The sequence below is a fragment of the Chryseobacterium sp. PCH239 genome (assembly GCF_018924625.1).
Taxonomy (GTDB): Bacteria; Bacteroidota; Bacteroidia; order Flavobacteriales; family Weeksellaceae; genus Chryseobacterium; species Chryseobacterium cucumeris.
This window is the reverse complement of the sequence record NZ_CP073027.1, coordinates 2,179,220-2,193,580: the sequence shown is the minus strand read 5'-3', so window position 1 is coordinate 2,193,580 and position 14,361 is coordinate 2,179,220. Positions and strand designations below refer to the sequence as shown.

Sequence of the window (14,361 nt, the reverse complement as noted above, 5' to 3'; positions counted from 1 at the left end):
CAGCCAATAGCAAATATAAATATCGATGCAATTTTAGAGAATCAGTTATTGATAATGGAAATATTGCTTGAAAGCAAATTAAGATTGAATGCTGATCTAAATAACAAACTGATTAGACAAATAAATAAAACTAAAATGCAATTACGGAACCAATGAAACAGTTAGAGATAAAAACAAATAAAAGACTCCTTATTGTGGAGTTTGACGATATGGATCATTTAGAAAATGTGTTGTCATGCGATAAGCAAGGTATTAGGGTTTGTACGGATAATGATGAGCCAACAAAATTCATCTGCAAAGGCTCCGATCTTACTGAGGATATTGCGAACGGATTTACACATAGTATGAATTTTGGAACAGATGAAAATCCTGATATTGGTTATCACCATTCAATTAAAGATAATTATTGTTGTGGATCTGCTTTAGAATCATTCATTTCTGCCATCCAATCGAAAAATTACCATTGGGGAGAGAATCCGGTATCATTAGAACGCGAGAAGATATATCGTAATATGGGTGATACTTTTAAAGCAGATGGGATTTTGAAAGCATGGCGTGAATCCGAATCCAGGACCTTCAACCCATCAAAATGTATAATCTTTGAAATTATATAGATATGCAAAAAATTAAACTGCCAAAATCTGTCTATAAATACAAAAATAAGTATCAGGTAAATATTCATTCAAAAAATATAATAAAAATATCCATATTGGATATTATGATAATGTTGATGATGCAGTAAGTGCTAGAGATAAATTCGTATGTGAAAATTACAGTGACTTAACGGAAGGTTACTTGCCAAGAGGTTTGACATTAAATAAAAACAACAAATATTCAGTAAGATTTCAATTTAAAAAATGTGAAGAATATTTGGGTAGTTATAGCACTATTAGTGAAGCTATCAAAGCACGAAACAATTTCATAGACTCTTTAAAATAAAACCTATTAATAATTCCTAATATGAGCAGATTAGAACAAATTCAAGACGAAATAGCAATAGAAAAAGGGTATAAGGATTTTGATGATTTATTAGAAAGTATTTATGAAATGGAAATTATAAAAGCATACTTCAGAAAATCAGCAATCAGATACGCAATCGAAAGCTGCAAAGCATCTTTAACGAAAGCAAGTAATAATTTGGAATTGACATTAAACCAACGTTGCACTGACTGGATAGAACAACAGGATAAAATTAATTGTGAAGATAATATTGTACTTCTTTAATTACGGAAACCCACAATACAAAACCAAATAACCAAACTAAATTAGAACTATGAAAGAATTTATTAACGAATGTATGCTGTTCAGAAATAAGGACACGGAATTGAGAATAATAGGCGCTCTTGCTTGGTTTTGGATTGCATGCGTGATATACTTAATTTTCTATCTGTTTTAGTATCTTTACTCCATGGAAGAAATAGAAAGACAAATAATTGAAATAGTTACCGAACAATTTAAAAAAGATGGAGGGGCCAACGGTGTAACAATGGGGAGCTTTGATCACATTTTAAACCTTCCCATCCAAGAAAGAAACGATTTTTTATATCGTATGGCTAAAGAGAAGAAAATACATATTTTTCAAAGCTTAAACAACGCTCGTGTAACCCTACCAAAATAAAGCCCCTGAATTAACAGGGGTATTTTTTTTGTTCAAAATTTAACTGTTAGATTATTCAATAAAAATTGTTAGTAAAAACTATAAAAAAAGTTAGATTGAGTGTTGTTTTGTAATTTTCGTTTTCGTAACTTTACTGTAAAGCAGTTGGAAATGAAGGAGATAAAGCCGAAGAAATGCGCAGTATGTAGGGAAGAGTTCATGCCATTTAAGTCAACTCAGAAAGTATGTGGAACGGCATGCGCAATTTCTTTAGGCAAATCAAATATTCAAAAGCAAAACGCCAAAGCTTGGAGAAAAGAGAAGAAGATCAGGAAGGAGGAATTAAAGACTCACAAAGATTATTTAAACGATTTACAGAAAGTATTTAACGAGTTTATCAGAGTTAGAGACAAGGGCAAGTCGTGTGTGAGTTGTGGGTGTAGAGTTGAAGGAAACGGGCACGCTAGCCATTTTTTTTCGGTGGGTTCGCATCCTAATGTTAGATTCAATGAAGATAATGTTCATGTAAGTTGTGTTGAGTGTAATTTACATAGGCATGGCAATCTTGCTGAATATTCTTTAAGGCTTCCAAGGCGAATAGGACAAGAAAGATTTGATATGCTTGTTGTAAAGGCTAAACAGTCCTTGCTTAAGCTGTCAATTCCAGAGATAAAAGAAAAGATTGAGTATTACCGCGGAAAGATTAGGGAAATGAAGAAGAAAGCGGTTGTGTGATATGATTAATTGTTGTTAAACTACCAAGCACAGATGATGAGCGCAGAAGGGGTGGATCGTTGGTTGATGAAGGAGGGTGCTTGGTGTTTTTTTTAAGAAAAGAAATTATGAAATGGAATTTATTTTTAGCGATTGTTCAGTTATTGTGTGGTTTATTTCTACTTATTGGAAATAAAGAACTGCTAACAGTTAAACAGGGTGTATACTATTTAACTGGTCTTGCCTTCTGCTTATTGGCTGGGCAAAATATTGCTAAACTAAGAGAAAATTAAAACGTGATGCTAGCATATAGGTAATGCGCTAAATAAAAAAAATATGGTTGAGTTTATTGCATTTGGAATTATTGGGTTTTCAGCAGGTAGGATTTTTGAAATGTGGTGGCAAAGTAGAAAAAAATAAAACGTGTTGCCAGTATATGAGATATACGACCTTAACATCGGTTAAGTGTTACTGAGCGAAACAGGGGGCAACAGCAAAGTTATGTATCGACAGACCGCCTGGATAGACGGGCAACCAAAGAACAGTGGCGGAAGATAGACGCTAAGGGGATTAAAAAGAGGCGTGGGGAGCACCATGTGTAAGTAAAGTCCCAAGGGTGCACAGTAAGTATAAAGCTCTAATGCTGTGTGAAGTTAGAGAAATCGAAACCAGATACCTGATAAAACTCTTTTGTACCAGTGTCGAATCTGGTCTGTTCTTTTTTAGATTGATTAAATAGAGTAAAGGTTAACCGAAAGCCATCAGCCACGTTCGGAAGGCGGTAAAGCTGATCTCTATTTTTAATGCAGTAGGAACTATTTTTTTCATATTAATATTTTGTGATTTGGTGTCCCGCTGCTGTAATAGGTAGCGGGGTTTTTAATTATTATGAAGGCAAAACATTTTAAAAAGCTAAGAAAGCAATGTAAGTACTACGATGTTGATGAAAGTACAATGTTGTTTGGAAGGTTTAATTCTGATTGGAAAGGCTCGTTTAAAGTATTGGCAAGATCATATTTTGAAGCAATCAGTCGAGCTAGATACAAGGGATATGCTAAAAGGAAGAGTCAACCTAGATCGACAATCTATGATTCTGAAGAATGGGCAACATTCCGGGTTAAAGAAAGTGATGCGCCAGACAAGCACAAATATGTATTTTATTTTCAGTAGTTGAGGGTTTTTAATTTAGGGAGTATGGAGAAAGAAGAAAAAGAGAAGTATTTAATCTCAAAAGGTTGGTCAACCGTATGGCATTCTAATTATTGGGTAAGTTCTGATTTAGAATATCGTGGTGAAACATTGGAAAGAGCATATGAGATTCAAACCAAAATAGAATGCAAAAACTAATTTTCTATGGCAGAGGGAGTGACGGGGAGTGCGGTGAATGAATTGGAAAATAAATTAAATGGAAACAATAGTAAAACATTCGAAAAGTAAATCAGCTTGGAATATTGTCAACACAACTTTAGGTGAAAAATACAAAATAGCATCTGTACCATACATTCAGACGGATGATCCTCAAATTTTAACGAGAGAAAGATTAGAAGCATTTGAACATGCTGAATTTATATCTCAATGTTTTAATAATAAAAGAAATGGCAAAGAAGAAGAGTGAAGAGAATGAAGGAAGAAAGCCGGACGGAAAGTTTGCGGAGGGGAATAAGTTTTCTCCTGGCAGAACTCCTATATATTCAAATGGTGAAGAACTCGCTGAAAAACTTCTTGAATACTTTGAGTGGATTAAAGGGGAGTTTATAATTGAAAGAAAGATAACGAGCAGAACTACAGGAAAAGGAAAAGACGCTGTTACTACAACTGAAGATGAACCAGTAAAAATATGGGTTCGTCACCCAGAAGAACCAACAATTACTGGACTAGCTATTTTCTTAGGATTTGAAAGTCGTCAATCTCTTCATGATTACGCTAAAAAGGACGGTTTTACTTACCCGATAAAAAGAGCGTTGTTAGAAGTTGAAAATAACTATGAAAAGGGTTTATGGAGTGATAAGGTTGCAGGTGTTGTATTCGGGCTTAAGAATATGGGTTGGAGTGATAAGCAAGAACATGTAGTTGAGTCGACAGTTTCAATGAAAGAGCCTCCAAAATGGAATGTAGTTGACGCAAGCAAGAAATGAATGTATTAAAAGAATATTACCCTTTATACACTGAAGATTACTTCATTGCTGATTTGTGGGGAGGTCGTGCTGGAGCAAGGTCTTACGCAATGTCGCAAAGAGCTTTGTATAACTTGCTTCATAAAGAAAATTCAAGGGCGTTCTTTTTAAGACAAACACACGCTACGATTTACACATCGTGCTGGCAGGATCTAAAAGATAGAATTGAAGAATATGAAAAGCAGCACGGTATAAGCCTTAATGGAATAATTACTTATTCAGATAACAAATCAGGCGAAAACTATGCTGAAAATTTATTGAATGGCAATACTCTAGGGACAAAAGGATTTAAAGTGTCATCAGGTAATCAAACGGCTAGTTTAAAGTCATTAGCAGGAGCAACAGATCTTTATATTGAGGAATACGATGAAGTAGAAAAAGAGGATTTCAATAAATTATTGTTATCACTAAGAAAAAAAGGTGCAGTACTTCAAATATTGAGAGCATTTAACCCGCCAGAAAAAGACCATCATGTGTGGGGTGATTATAAGCTTACGAAAGTTTCAAATGATGTTCTTGTCGAAATAGTATTAAAGCATACTAATAAAAGTAGAGAAGAAGTTGAGCAGATAGTCAAGCTTAATAATAAGCCATACTATTTGGCAGTTCCGAAAAGGAAAAACCACCTTTCGCTTCAGAACACTTTCATAAATAATTATGAAAACTTAAATGAAACTGCCATTGAGCAGTATGAAAAGTTTTTAGAAGATGATTTCCATTATTTCTGTACAACAATTTTAGGTTTAATTCCAGATAAAGGCGGTCATTCAGTTTACAATGACTATGATGACATAGAAAACCATACTGATAGAGTGGTTCAACCAAACGATGTTCTGCATATAGGAATGGACTTTAACGTAACAAATATGAGTGCTATTATTCATGTACATGAAGGAGATTCAGATTATGCAGTTGCAGAGCTTACCGGAATATTTGATACGTTTAGTATGTGTGAAAAAATTAAAGAGCTATACGGTGGTCATAGTATTGTTATTTATCCGGATGCTTCCGGTCAGAATAGAAAAACAAGTGGCAAGTCTGATTTTGACATCATAAGGCAGTATAAATATGTCATTAGAACAGGCGTTAGTAATCCGGCTATACGTGATAGGGTTAATGAAGTAAATACCGCATTCAGAGAACGAAAGTATTTTATCAACAGGTTTACATGTCCGGTTTATTCTGAATCACTTAAAAAGCAAAAGTATAAAAATGGTGAGCCAGATAAAAAAGAGGGATATGACCATACAAATGATGCGGGGGGATATTATATAACCAAGAAAGGCAAAACGATAAAAATAAATTCAGGTGGGTCAAGCATGCGATAGTTTAGAAATGATACTGCAGAACGAAGCTGTTTTTAAAGCAGTATATGAATTAATCCCTGCAGAAGACACATTTAATGTGGGAGATATTTTTAAGGTTTCATTTACCAAGATTTATCAATGTTTTGACTTGTACAAAGAAGGTAAAGTACTTGAAGCAATAGGATTGATAATTAACAAAACATTTGAAGAAGTTTTACAATTGCCTGCTAATGAATCTATGAAGTTCATGAAGTGGCTAGAACAAGAGATTTTAAAATGTTCTGAGCTTCTCAATAACATTCCTTCAGTAAATGATCCAGATATGATGGCGGCCGGAGCGGATAGAATGAATGAAATAGGAGAGTTTGCCATTTATCGTTCAATAACGAATGATCCCCGTGAGTGGAAAAGCTTGGGAGAAGTTGAGTTTGAGTTAATGTATGTAAAAATGTTGGGTGATGGGATTCAATCAGTAATTCAGCGAGATTACAATGAAATAATTAAAAATAAAAAGTAATGAACATAATCAAGCAGTTCGAAACCCTGATAACCGGGTGGAATGAAGAAAGTAAATGTGGTTATTGCTGGAAGTTCGTTGGAGCTGGACGTCCGGATCTTTTCAATATGTTTCAAAATATTGAAGAAGCGGAATGCTGTATTTATGTTGGATTGTTTAATATAAAGTTTGGAACTAGATATACTCCGGACGAAAACGGATTCACAACTAAACAATATTGCTTCACGAGTTTTGAAGGATTTATTGGAATTCCAAGCCGATTAGATATTCAGTTTTATAATGAGCTAGGAAATACAGAGGAAGAAAAAGAGGAGTCTAAATGGTCAATTTTAAATTCTATAAAAGATTGTCTTGGTTGTGATTTCCTTGAAATACTTTGTGATGATAACGGCTTATACCAGCCTTCTGAATTTACAGCAACTCAGAAAATAAACTATCAAGATTCAAACTATGATGGTTGGCTCATTAAAGGACAATATAATTATTGATGATGGTTGCAACGGAATTCATAACAATAGAAGAAATAACCTCAGTAATGGAAGAGGTAATAGAGAGATTTCTTATCCCAAGATTCAATGAGCTTGGCATGAATGCTTCAGGTGATTGGATTAAATCGGTGGGTCCTGCTGCAGAACCTGGCAAAGGAATAATAATGGGACTCGATTATACTAAGTACTTAACAAAAGGTCGAGAGCCTGGTAAACGTCCACCAGTATCTGCATTAGAAAGATGGGCAAAGGCAAAGTTCGGTTTATCAGACAAGCAAGCTGAATCAATGGCTTGGGCAGTTGCTAAAAAAATTGAAAAATCGGGTACAACTTGGTATCAAAAAGGAGGCAGTGATTTGCTTGAAGTATTGGAGGAACAGCAAACAGTAAACTGGATTATGTTGAAATTAGGTGAAAAAGCTACTCCGCGAATTCAAGAAGAACTATTAAGACAATTGAGAGGATGAAAATTAACGGAAAATATCAACCAGATGGACAGGTAAATGGAAATAATATTCCAAGACATAGAAATCCACCACCATGTCCACAACCGCAAATTAATAAAATAAAAAATAGAGAAATGGAAAAAACAAAAGACATCACTAAAAAATTTAGGTGTATAAATCCAATTAGGATTGATTTCCACAATGATGAGTACATTGTTGAAGCAAGTGAAATACAATTTAAAGACAAGTACTTCATTTTCATCAATGAGGGAGAAGTAAAAGCAATAGTTCCTGATAGTTTTCTAATTATAGAAGTAAAAGAATAATGACGATAAATGGACTTGAAAATAATTACTATCTCACCCAGAATGATATTTGGGTTAAGATTAACGGTTTCACGGAAGTGGTTTCAAAATTTATTTTGGAATTCAAAAATTTAACTACGAGTGAAGAATTAAAAGGTTTTGAATGCTCAGCGAGTCCGGATAATGATTGTTTTTTCAATGTCTGTTTTCCGGTTAGGACTTTGATGCCTGAACCTAACCATATTGTTGTTAATAGTCTGCAAAGCTTTCAGATTAATATCACTGCTAAGTTTAAAAATACAACATTGCCTGATGATGTTTCAACCATCACAAAATACTTTATTAGAGGCGGAAGAAATAAGCAAGGCCAAAAAGAATGGTACTTGAATAATGGCGACTTCTTAGTGAATGATTATTGGATTTCAGGCGGTAACTCATGGACCGCACTAGGCATACCTTTAAAGATAAGTTCAGGAGTCCTGGTTGAAGATACTACATATAGTAAAACGATTACACAGGAAGAAAGAAAAGCCTGTGATGGTAAAGTTTTAAAGTATTTGAATTCACTTGGAGGGTATGAATATTTCTATTTCGATAGATATGAAGTTTCAACCAAAACAAAGCCTGATAAAACGATTAACCGGGTTACAGATAGACTTAGAAAAGATAATTTCCAAAATATAGGATATGAGGAAACCAAGACAATAACTCTTCATGCTTATACTGAGATTAAACTTCAGCCAAATTTTTTAGAGCTTGTCAGAAGTCCACATATTTTAATGTATGATATTAACGGTAATGATAATGATTCAAGCTGGTTGCTGCTTAGACTAGACGATAACAGTTATGTTTTCAATAACTACGAGAAGGCATATGAGAACAAAGTAACATTTACATTACCTAATTATAGAACAATTAAGTTATGATAGTTGAATTATGGCTAGGTGGAGTATCTCTTGATTTATATCAGGATACAGATATAAAACATACACTGCAGATTAATGATGTTGCGGAAGTAAAAGACCGTCAGGCGTCTTACACCAATTCATTTAAATTACCTAAAACACCGAAAAACATTAGAACGCTTGATGGTTTAGGAATACATTCCAGTACATCAAATATTCCATATTTAAAGCCAGATGCTCTACTAAAAATAGATGGATTTGATTTTCTAACCCAGGCATGGGTTCAGATTACGTCAACGGATGACGAATATAGTGTCTCAATTTATTCTGGAATAATTGAATTCTTTAAGATATTTGAAAACAAAACGATTGGAGATTATCTGACTGCTGAATTAACTGAAATCAACCATAATAAAAACTTAACAACCGTCATAAATACACAGAATGATGATACCTTAAAATATACTTATCTATTTGCCGACTTCAATGGAAGAACTCACAGAAAGTCTAATGGCAATGTGGTTAACATTGATTACGTTGTGCCTAGTGTATTAGTGTCTTATTTATTCGAAAAAATACATACTAAAGCCGGATATACATTCAGTGGAGAATTTCTAACGTTTGACGACTATATAAACTGGTTTATTTCATACCCAAAGGCTCCTGAAGATGATGGCTCAACCGTATATTTTGATGAAACGAAAACAGACATAACTTTTTCGCCACCAGGCGCTGAAGGTTCTTTTGGATTTACATTTAATAATGGAGGATCGAATGGCGTAAAAATATTAGAAAAAGGTATTTACAATATATTAACAGAAGGAACAGCTGGTCTAAATGAGCCTATTCCTTCAGGACTTGGAAACTTAACTTTTAATTTTTACGCCACAATCAATGGCATAGAAATTAATTTGGCTCCACAAATGGAATTAAATGAAAATGATGTAATTGATATATTTTATGATATAAATACAGACTGGAATGGATCTGCGTCTATGCATTTTAAAATTAGGAAGCTTGAAGATATTTCATTTACAGAGGAATTCAAAGATCTGAAAGTTTCGGATTTGCTAAAAGATGTTTATAATTTCATGGGCTTGACTCCAAATATCGACAACGTTAATAGGTCTATTGAGTATTTGACTAACGAAAGACGTTTTAAAAATGCATCAACCGAAGATTGGTCAAATTATCTAGTGAGTATTGATAAAGAAACCTATAAGTTTGGTTCATCATATGCCCAAAATAATCTATTTAAATATAAATATAATGATCAAGAAGATAATCAATCTGACGGATCACTGTTTATAGACAATAAAAATTTAGATGAAGAGAAAACGGTATTTACATCTATAACATATTCTGTAGAAAAAGAATTGCTTTCAGATTTTTACGTAAATAGTTCGTTAACTCAAAAAGTGTCGATTTATAAGCTGTATGAAAAAGAACCGCAGGATGGATCTACAGAGCTAAAATACAAGCCGCTTTCAAAGAGGTATTTCTATCTTAGAATGAACAAAGTCAACACATCAGTTGATATAGGTTCAGATATACAAGATTTAGAACAAACAAATTCAATAATCAAATTTGGTGAATTCAGAGATCTAACTATGGGATATATTATTGGAAAGTACTATAAAGATTTCAAAAATGTTATCAACCAATCTGTTATTTGGAATGTTACTTTAAATGTTCCATACCCAAAACTTTTGCAATTGGATTTAACAAAAGTACTGTACTTTAATCAGCTTCAGCAATACTGCTTTATTAATAAGATTTCATTTGATGATTCCAAAACAACTGCAGAATTAGTAAGAATTAAAGACTTTAGATCATGAGTAATACAAGAGATATATCATTAATAATCCAGGACCTGGCAAAAGTACCCGGATTAAAATTTGTAGGTGGCACATCTTTATTTATTCAGGGTAAATTAGAGTTTATAAATGATATTGATGTTACCGTTCCAAACGTAGAAGAAATTAAAAAAGTATTTGATGTAATGGTAATTGATGGGACGAATGGTGAAAGGGCTTACAGTGTCCATAATGGTATTTTAATCGATGTTTTTATTAGGGAAGACGATGAGGATACAATATTAGTAGGCGAAAACGCCAGATGCGTCACGATAGAATCTCAAATAGAACATTTGGTAAGTAAATTAAAAACAAGTTTGAAAAGCAACGTAAGACAGGAAACAGTCGCAAAAATAGAATATTTAAAAACTCTATTGTAGGTAATAAAAAAATGAAGGAGGATTATGGCAGAAAGAATAGTTTTAGCACAGTTTGATATTGATTCCAGGCTTCTTGAGGAAAAAATAGCCCAAAATCAAACTAAAATAGACCTTTTAAACGGAGAAATTAGAGACACCCGTAAGGCGATTAAAGAATACCAGGATCAGGCAAAGTTAATGGCTGGTATTATCACCGAGGGTAATAAAGCAATTGAAACGGCCAATGAAGAATTAGCTCAAGGTATTATTACTCAAGAACAATACAATTACATTGTTAGTCTTACTACTGATGTTATCCGTGAATCAGAAGTTGAATTGTCACGTTTGATTGCTGTAGAAAGAGAGCAACAATTGCAATTGGTGTCTTATAGAACCGATTTGCGTAACGTTAATGATGAGAATAGAGAGTTAAATACTCTGCTAAGATCTGGTAGAACCGAAGTACAAGGGAATGAAGGGGCTTACAGAGAAATGTCTCAACAATTAGCAGCAACAAGAACCGAGGCTAATAATCTTGGTGCAGAAATGAGGCAACTAGAAAGAGAAGGCAGGCAAAATACTGATGAATATAGAAACCTATCAACTCAATGGGAACAAACCGCAGAAAGGGCAAGGCAACTTCATGGGCAATTATTAGAACTCGATAGGGCTACGGGAGACAACAGAAGGAATGTTGGTAATTACGCAGAAAGTATCAAGAGTGCGTTTTCAGACCTTAGTGATGGCGCTGGAATGCTTCTATCAGGAAATGTTCAAGGTGGATTTGAATCATTTAAAAATGGCTTAAGTGGAATAAAAAGTGGTTTTGCCGATCTTTTTAAATTTATAAAAGCGAATCCATGGCTTCTTATTGTTGGTGCAATATTCACATATGTTAAAGAAATGTATGAATACAACCAGCAGGTTAGGGAGTTAAATAATGAGGTTGAGTCATTAGCGAATACCTCTGGTGATCTTACTGATCAACTACGTAAAAATGCCACTGCAATTCAAAATGCTTATGGTAAAGACTTTAAAGAGGCTGTTCAGGAGCAAAAGTCTTTGATGGATGACTTTAAAGTATCTGCTGAAGAAGCTTTTAATGTGTACAATGAAGGATTAGCACGTGGAGGAGCTTTAAATGCAGAATTTGGTGATTCAATCCGGGAATATGGACCTCTATTTTCTAAAAACGGATATTCTGCCCAAGAGTTTATTAATATTCTAAATTCAGGTATTGACCTTGGAATTTATAGTGACAAACTTCCTGATGCTATTAAAGAGGCTGGATTATCTCTTGCTGAACAAACAAAAGCAACAAGAGACGCGCTTGTTAATGCTTTTGGAGCTTCATTTTCAGATGATCTATTAAAAAGGATACAGTCAGGTAAAACAACTGTTGCTGATGGATTAGATGAGATAGCGGCAAAGTCTGCTAAAATGCATTTAAATGAGCAGCAATTAGCACAGTTAACTGCAGATGTATTTAAAGGCGCCGGAGAAGATGCCGGAGGAGTGTTAACAATATTCAATGCGTTAAACGATGCGCAAGAATTAAACGCACAAGGATTAACAGATATTCAAAAGCAAGTTATAAAACTTGCAGAACTTGATAGAGATCTTGCACAGGCTAAAGATGAAGCTTTCAAATCAGATTCAATGATAGCGTTTCAGGCAAATATGGAAGTTGCCTGGAAAGAAATTCAGATTTTATGGTATAAATCTTTAGGCAATATAACTTCATTTATTTCTGATGCTGCAAAGGGATGGAGGTTAGCCGGAATGAACACTATAGATTTTTTAAGATTAATTCCTAATACTTTTAGTAAAGTAGTTTCAGCGGTCGCAAGTGATTTATCTAATTTAGCTTCTTTGGCAAAGTTATCAGGGGCCATTATAAAAGATGCTTTAACATTAAACCTTGATGGAGTAGAGGCTAAGTTCAATCAATTAAAGGCCGGTATTTCGAATGCTTTTTCAAATACAAAGAGAGAGATTAAAATATTCTCTTCCTTTATTGGAAGCGAAGGGATTATAAACGTTAAGAACCGTAATATAATTACTGCTGAAGAAGCGGCCAAAATAGAAGCGCAGAGACAGAAACAAGCGCAGGAAGCTGCTAAAAAAGCTGAACAGCAGTCCGGATCAGGAAAAATAACAGGTTCTGTTGCTGATGCTGCAAGTTCCGCTCAATCAAAAGCGCTTAAAGATTTAGAAAAACAAAGATCTGACCAGCAGAAAAAAATTGAAGAGGCTGCGAAGCAGGATTTAGCTAATGCAAAGGAACGGGCGAATATTGCTATTCAAGCAACGCAGGCGGAACTTGCAGAGTATATAGCGATGAACGCTGAAAAGCTTAAATCCGATAAGAGACTTACGCAGGAGAAGGTTAATGAAATGCAGCGATACCTTGAAAGTGTAAGGGAGAAATCACAAATTGCCAATGAACTAGAGAAGCAGCAGAAATTACAGTCTCTTAATGATCAGATAGAAGCAATAAAAGGTGTTTCCCAACAAGAGCTAGAGCAAAAGAAAAATTTAGTTGCTCAGAAAGAAGTTGTCGAAAAAGAATATGCTACCAAAGAGTTAATTATAAACAATGATACAAACGATAAGCGTAAAGAATTAGACAAAAAATTCTTAGAGGAAAAGACACAGGCTTCAAATTTAGCTAGAGCACTAGAATATGAATCACAATTAGCCGACTTAGAATCACAACAGGCATCTGAGTATGCTATGCAAGAAGTTCAGTTACAACAACAAACTGAACAGAGGTTAGCTAGTTTTATACAGGAAAATGAACTTAAAAGGCAGCTTGATCAAGAGAATTATGATTTAAATGCTGAAATAGAAGCCCAAAGGAAAGAAATTGAAAATCAACTTGCATTAACTCAGGATGAAGTAAAGAAACAAAATTTACAAAATCTTCTAAATTCACTAAATATAATTCAAGTTGATTATGCTAATAAGGAGGTTGAAATAGCTAGGAACAAAGAAAATGCAAAGTATGCATTAGCAGCTGGTATTGCTGCAAACATGGCTCAAATTGCAGGTGAGCAAACTGCACTAGGAAAAGCTTTTGCAATTGCTGAAACAACAATAAACACTTATGCTGCCGCTACTAATGCTTATAAATCTTTATCAGGCATTCCAATTGTAGGCCCTGCATTAGGAGCCGTTGCTGCTGGTTTAGCTGTCGCTTCAGGTTTGGCTAATGTTGCTAGAATTTCGGGTGTAAATATTCCTTCGGGGGCCGTATCTGGGCTTAAGGGACTTTCGTCCGGAGTTGTTTCAATTGGTCAAATGTCTGCTAAGCCTAAAGCCGCTGACGGAATATTAATTGGGCCTTCACATGCTAATGGTGGAATTCCAATAAATACCCCAGGAGGAATGATAGAGGCAGAAGGAGGAGAAGTTATTATTAATAAGCGTAGCTCTGCGATGTATCGAGGAGTATTATCACAAATAAACCAATTAGGAGGTGGAGTTAAATTTGCTTCAGGTGGTCAAATTAAACCTGGAATAAATATTAGCCAATTGCCAACAATTCAAAATGCGATAAAACAAGATACTGTAATAACATTAGATCAGGCAGCCGTGATGGATATAGCCCAAGCAGTATATGCAGGCAGTCAATCCGGACTCGCTGACCTTTCAAACAACAGAGAAATTCAAAACGGAGCAAATTTTTAA

General features: G+C 34.5%; 17 protein-coding genes. All 17 read left to right on the top strand.

What is annotated here, in order from left to right; all coding sequences use genetic code 11:
- Positions 1-152: 152 nt before the first annotated feature.
- The 17 genes from KBP46_RS10010 (at position 153) to KBP46_RS09930 (ending at position 14,361) form a co-directional block, all read left to right on the top strand.
- Complete coding sequence (locus KBP46_RS10010) at positions 153-614, top strand: hypothetical protein (RefSeq protein ID WP_216445270.1); 462 nt, start codon at positions 153-155, stop codon at positions 612-614.
- 346 nt (positions 615-960) lie between these two features.
- Positions 961-1,224 (top strand): hypothetical protein, encoded by a 264-nt coding sequence (locus tag KBP46_RS10005; protein WP_216445269.1) that lies wholly within the window; start codon positions 961-963, stop codon positions 1,222-1,224.
- A gap of 184 nt (positions 1,225-1,408) precedes the next feature.
- Complete coding sequence (locus KBP46_RS10000) at positions 1,409-1,618, top strand: hypothetical protein (protein ID WP_216445268.1); 210 nt, start codon at positions 1,409-1,411, stop codon at positions 1,616-1,618.
- Positions 1,619-1,768: 150 nt separating this feature from the next.
- A complete protein-coding gene (locus KBP46_RS09995) occupies positions 1,769-2,332 on the top strand; it encodes a recombination protein NinG (RefSeq protein WP_216445267.1) in 564 nt (187 codons plus the stop codon).
- Positions 2,333-2,439: 107 nt separating this feature from the next.
- Positions 2,440-2,604, top strand: coding sequence for a hypothetical protein (locus KBP46_RS09990; RefSeq protein WP_216445266.1), 165 nt, complete (start codon positions 2,440-2,442; stop codon positions 2,602-2,604).
- 901 nt (positions 2,605-3,505) lie between these two features.
- Positions 3,506-3,658, top strand: a complete 153-nt coding sequence (locus KBP46_RS09985) for a hypothetical protein (protein ID WP_216445265.1) — start codon at positions 3,506-3,508, stop codon at positions 3,656-3,658.
- A 58-nt stretch (positions 3,659-3,716) separates the two neighbouring features.
- Positions 3,717-3,926: a hypothetical protein gene (locus tag KBP46_RS09980; RefSeq protein ID WP_216445264.1), complete on the top strand. Its 210-nt coding sequence runs from the start codon at positions 3,717-3,719 to the stop codon at positions 3,924-3,926.
- The gene (locus KBP46_RS09975) at positions 3,907-4,446 is read left to right on the top strand and encodes a DNA-packaging protein (RefSeq protein ID WP_216445263.1); all 540 of its coding nucleotides are present in this window, start codon (positions 3,907-3,909) and stop codon (positions 4,444-4,446) included. Before KBP46_RS09980 ends, KBP46_RS09975 begins: the two co-directional genes overlap by 20 nt.
- Complete coding sequence (locus KBP46_RS09970; protein WP_216445262.1) at positions 4,443-5,813, top strand: phage terminase large subunit; 1,371 nt, start codon at positions 4,443-4,445, stop codon at positions 5,811-5,813. Before KBP46_RS09975 ends, KBP46_RS09970 begins: the two co-directional genes overlap by 4 nt.
- A 7-nt stretch (positions 5,814-5,820) precedes the next feature.
- Positions 5,821-6,309 carry a hypothetical protein gene (locus tag KBP46_RS09965; protein ID WP_216445261.1) on the top strand — a complete coding sequence of 163 codons (489 nt, stop codon included), beginning with the start codon at positions 5,821-5,823 and terminating at the stop codon, positions 6,307-6,309.
- Entirely contained in the window at positions 6,309-6,797 is a 489-nt protein-coding gene (locus tag KBP46_RS09960) for a hypothetical protein (protein WP_216445260.1), read from the top strand. The genes KBP46_RS09965 and KBP46_RS09960 overlap by 1 nt, the downstream gene beginning before the upstream one ends.
- Complete coding sequence (locus KBP46_RS09955; RefSeq protein WP_216445259.1) at positions 6,797-7,264, top strand: hypothetical protein; 468 nt, start codon at positions 6,797-6,799, stop codon at positions 7,262-7,264. Before KBP46_RS09960 ends, KBP46_RS09955 begins: the two co-directional genes overlap by 1 nt.
- The gene (locus KBP46_RS09950) at positions 7,261-7,569 is read left to right on the top strand and encodes a hypothetical protein (protein ID WP_216445258.1); all 309 of its coding nucleotides are present in this window, start codon (positions 7,261-7,263) and stop codon (positions 7,567-7,569) included. Before KBP46_RS09955 ends, KBP46_RS09950 begins: the two co-directional genes overlap by 4 nt.
- Positions 7,569-8,474 (top strand): hypothetical protein, encoded by a 906-nt coding sequence (locus KBP46_RS09945; RefSeq protein ID WP_216445257.1) that lies wholly within the window; start codon positions 7,569-7,571, stop codon positions 8,472-8,474. The genes KBP46_RS09950 and KBP46_RS09945 overlap by 1 nt, the downstream gene beginning before the upstream one ends.
- Positions 8,471-10,291, top strand: a complete 1,821-nt coding sequence (locus KBP46_RS09940; RefSeq protein WP_216445256.1) for a hypothetical protein — start codon at positions 8,471-8,473, stop codon at positions 10,289-10,291. Before KBP46_RS09945 ends, KBP46_RS09940 begins: the two co-directional genes overlap by 4 nt.
- The gene (locus KBP46_RS09935; RefSeq protein ID WP_216445255.1) at positions 10,288-10,689 is read left to right on the top strand and encodes a hypothetical protein; all 402 of its coding nucleotides are present in this window, start codon (positions 10,288-10,290) and stop codon (positions 10,687-10,689) included. Before KBP46_RS09940 ends, KBP46_RS09935 begins: the two co-directional genes overlap by 4 nt.
- Positions 10,690-10,713: 24 nt before the next feature.
- The gene (locus tag KBP46_RS09930; protein ID WP_216445254.1) at positions 10,714-14,361 is read left to right on the top strand and encodes a phage tail tape measure protein; all 3,648 of its coding nucleotides are present in this window, start codon (positions 10,714-10,716) and stop codon (positions 14,359-14,361) included.

What these genes read in the sequence shown, in the direction of transcription:
- KBP46_RS09955 (WP_216445259.1), top strand. Translation starts at nt 6,797, where the DNA reads ATGATGGTTGCAACGGAATTCATAACAATAGAAGAAATAACCTCAGTA.
- KBP46_RS09975 (WP_216445263.1), top strand. Translation starts at nt 3,907, where the DNA reads ATGGCAAAGAAGAAGAGTGAAGAGAATGAAGGAAGAAAGCCGGACGGA.
- KBP46_RS09965 (WP_216445261.1), top strand. Translation starts at nt 5,821, where the DNA reads ATGATACTGCAGAACGAAGCTGTTTTTAAAGCAGTATATGAATTAATC.
- KBP46_RS09960 (WP_216445260.1), top strand. Translation starts at nt 6,309, where the DNA reads ATGAACATAATCAAGCAGTTCGAAACCCTGATAACCGGGTGGAATGAA.
- KBP46_RS10005 (WP_216445269.1), top strand. Translation starts at nt 961, where the DNA reads ATGAGCAGATTAGAACAAATTCAAGACGAAATAGCAATAGAAAAAGGG.
- KBP46_RS09950 (WP_216445258.1), top strand. Translation starts at nt 7,261, where the DNA reads ATGAAAATTAACGGAAAATATCAACCAGATGGACAGGTAAATGGAAAT.
- KBP46_RS10000 (WP_216445268.1), top strand. Translation starts at nt 1,409, where the DNA reads ATGGAAGAAATAGAAAGACAAATAATTGAAATAGTTACCGAACAATTT.
- KBP46_RS09990 (WP_216445266.1), top strand. Translation starts at nt 2,440, where the DNA reads ATGAAATGGAATTTATTTTTAGCGATTGTTCAGTTATTGTGTGGTTTA.
- KBP46_RS09930 (WP_216445254.1), top strand. Translation starts at nt 10,714, where the DNA reads ATGGCAGAAAGAATAGTTTTAGCACAGTTTGATATTGATTCCAGGCTT.
- KBP46_RS09995 (WP_216445267.1), top strand. Translation starts at nt 1,769, where the DNA reads ATGAAGGAGATAAAGCCGAAGAAATGCGCAGTATGTAGGGAAGAGTTC.
- KBP46_RS10010 (WP_216445270.1), top strand. Translation starts at nt 153, where the DNA reads ATGAAACAGTTAGAGATAAAAACAAATAAAAGACTCCTTATTGTGGAG.
- KBP46_RS09980 (WP_216445264.1), top strand. Translation starts at nt 3,717, where the DNA reads ATGGAAACAATAGTAAAACATTCGAAAAGTAAATCAGCTTGGAATATT.
- KBP46_RS09985 (WP_216445265.1), top strand. Translation starts at nt 3,506, where the DNA reads ATGGAGAAAGAAGAAAAAGAGAAGTATTTAATCTCAAAAGGTTGGTCA.
- KBP46_RS09945 (WP_216445257.1), top strand. Translation starts at nt 7,569, where the DNA reads ATGACGATAAATGGACTTGAAAATAATTACTATCTCACCCAGAATGAT.
- KBP46_RS09935 (WP_216445255.1), top strand. Translation starts at nt 10,288, where the DNA reads ATGAGTAATACAAGAGATATATCATTAATAATCCAGGACCTGGCAAAA.
- KBP46_RS09970 (WP_216445262.1), top strand. Translation starts at nt 4,443, where the DNA reads ATGAATGTATTAAAAGAATATTACCCTTTATACACTGAAGATTACTTC.
- KBP46_RS09940 (WP_216445256.1), top strand. Translation starts at nt 8,471, where the DNA reads ATGATAGTTGAATTATGGCTAGGTGGAGTATCTCTTGATTTATATCAG.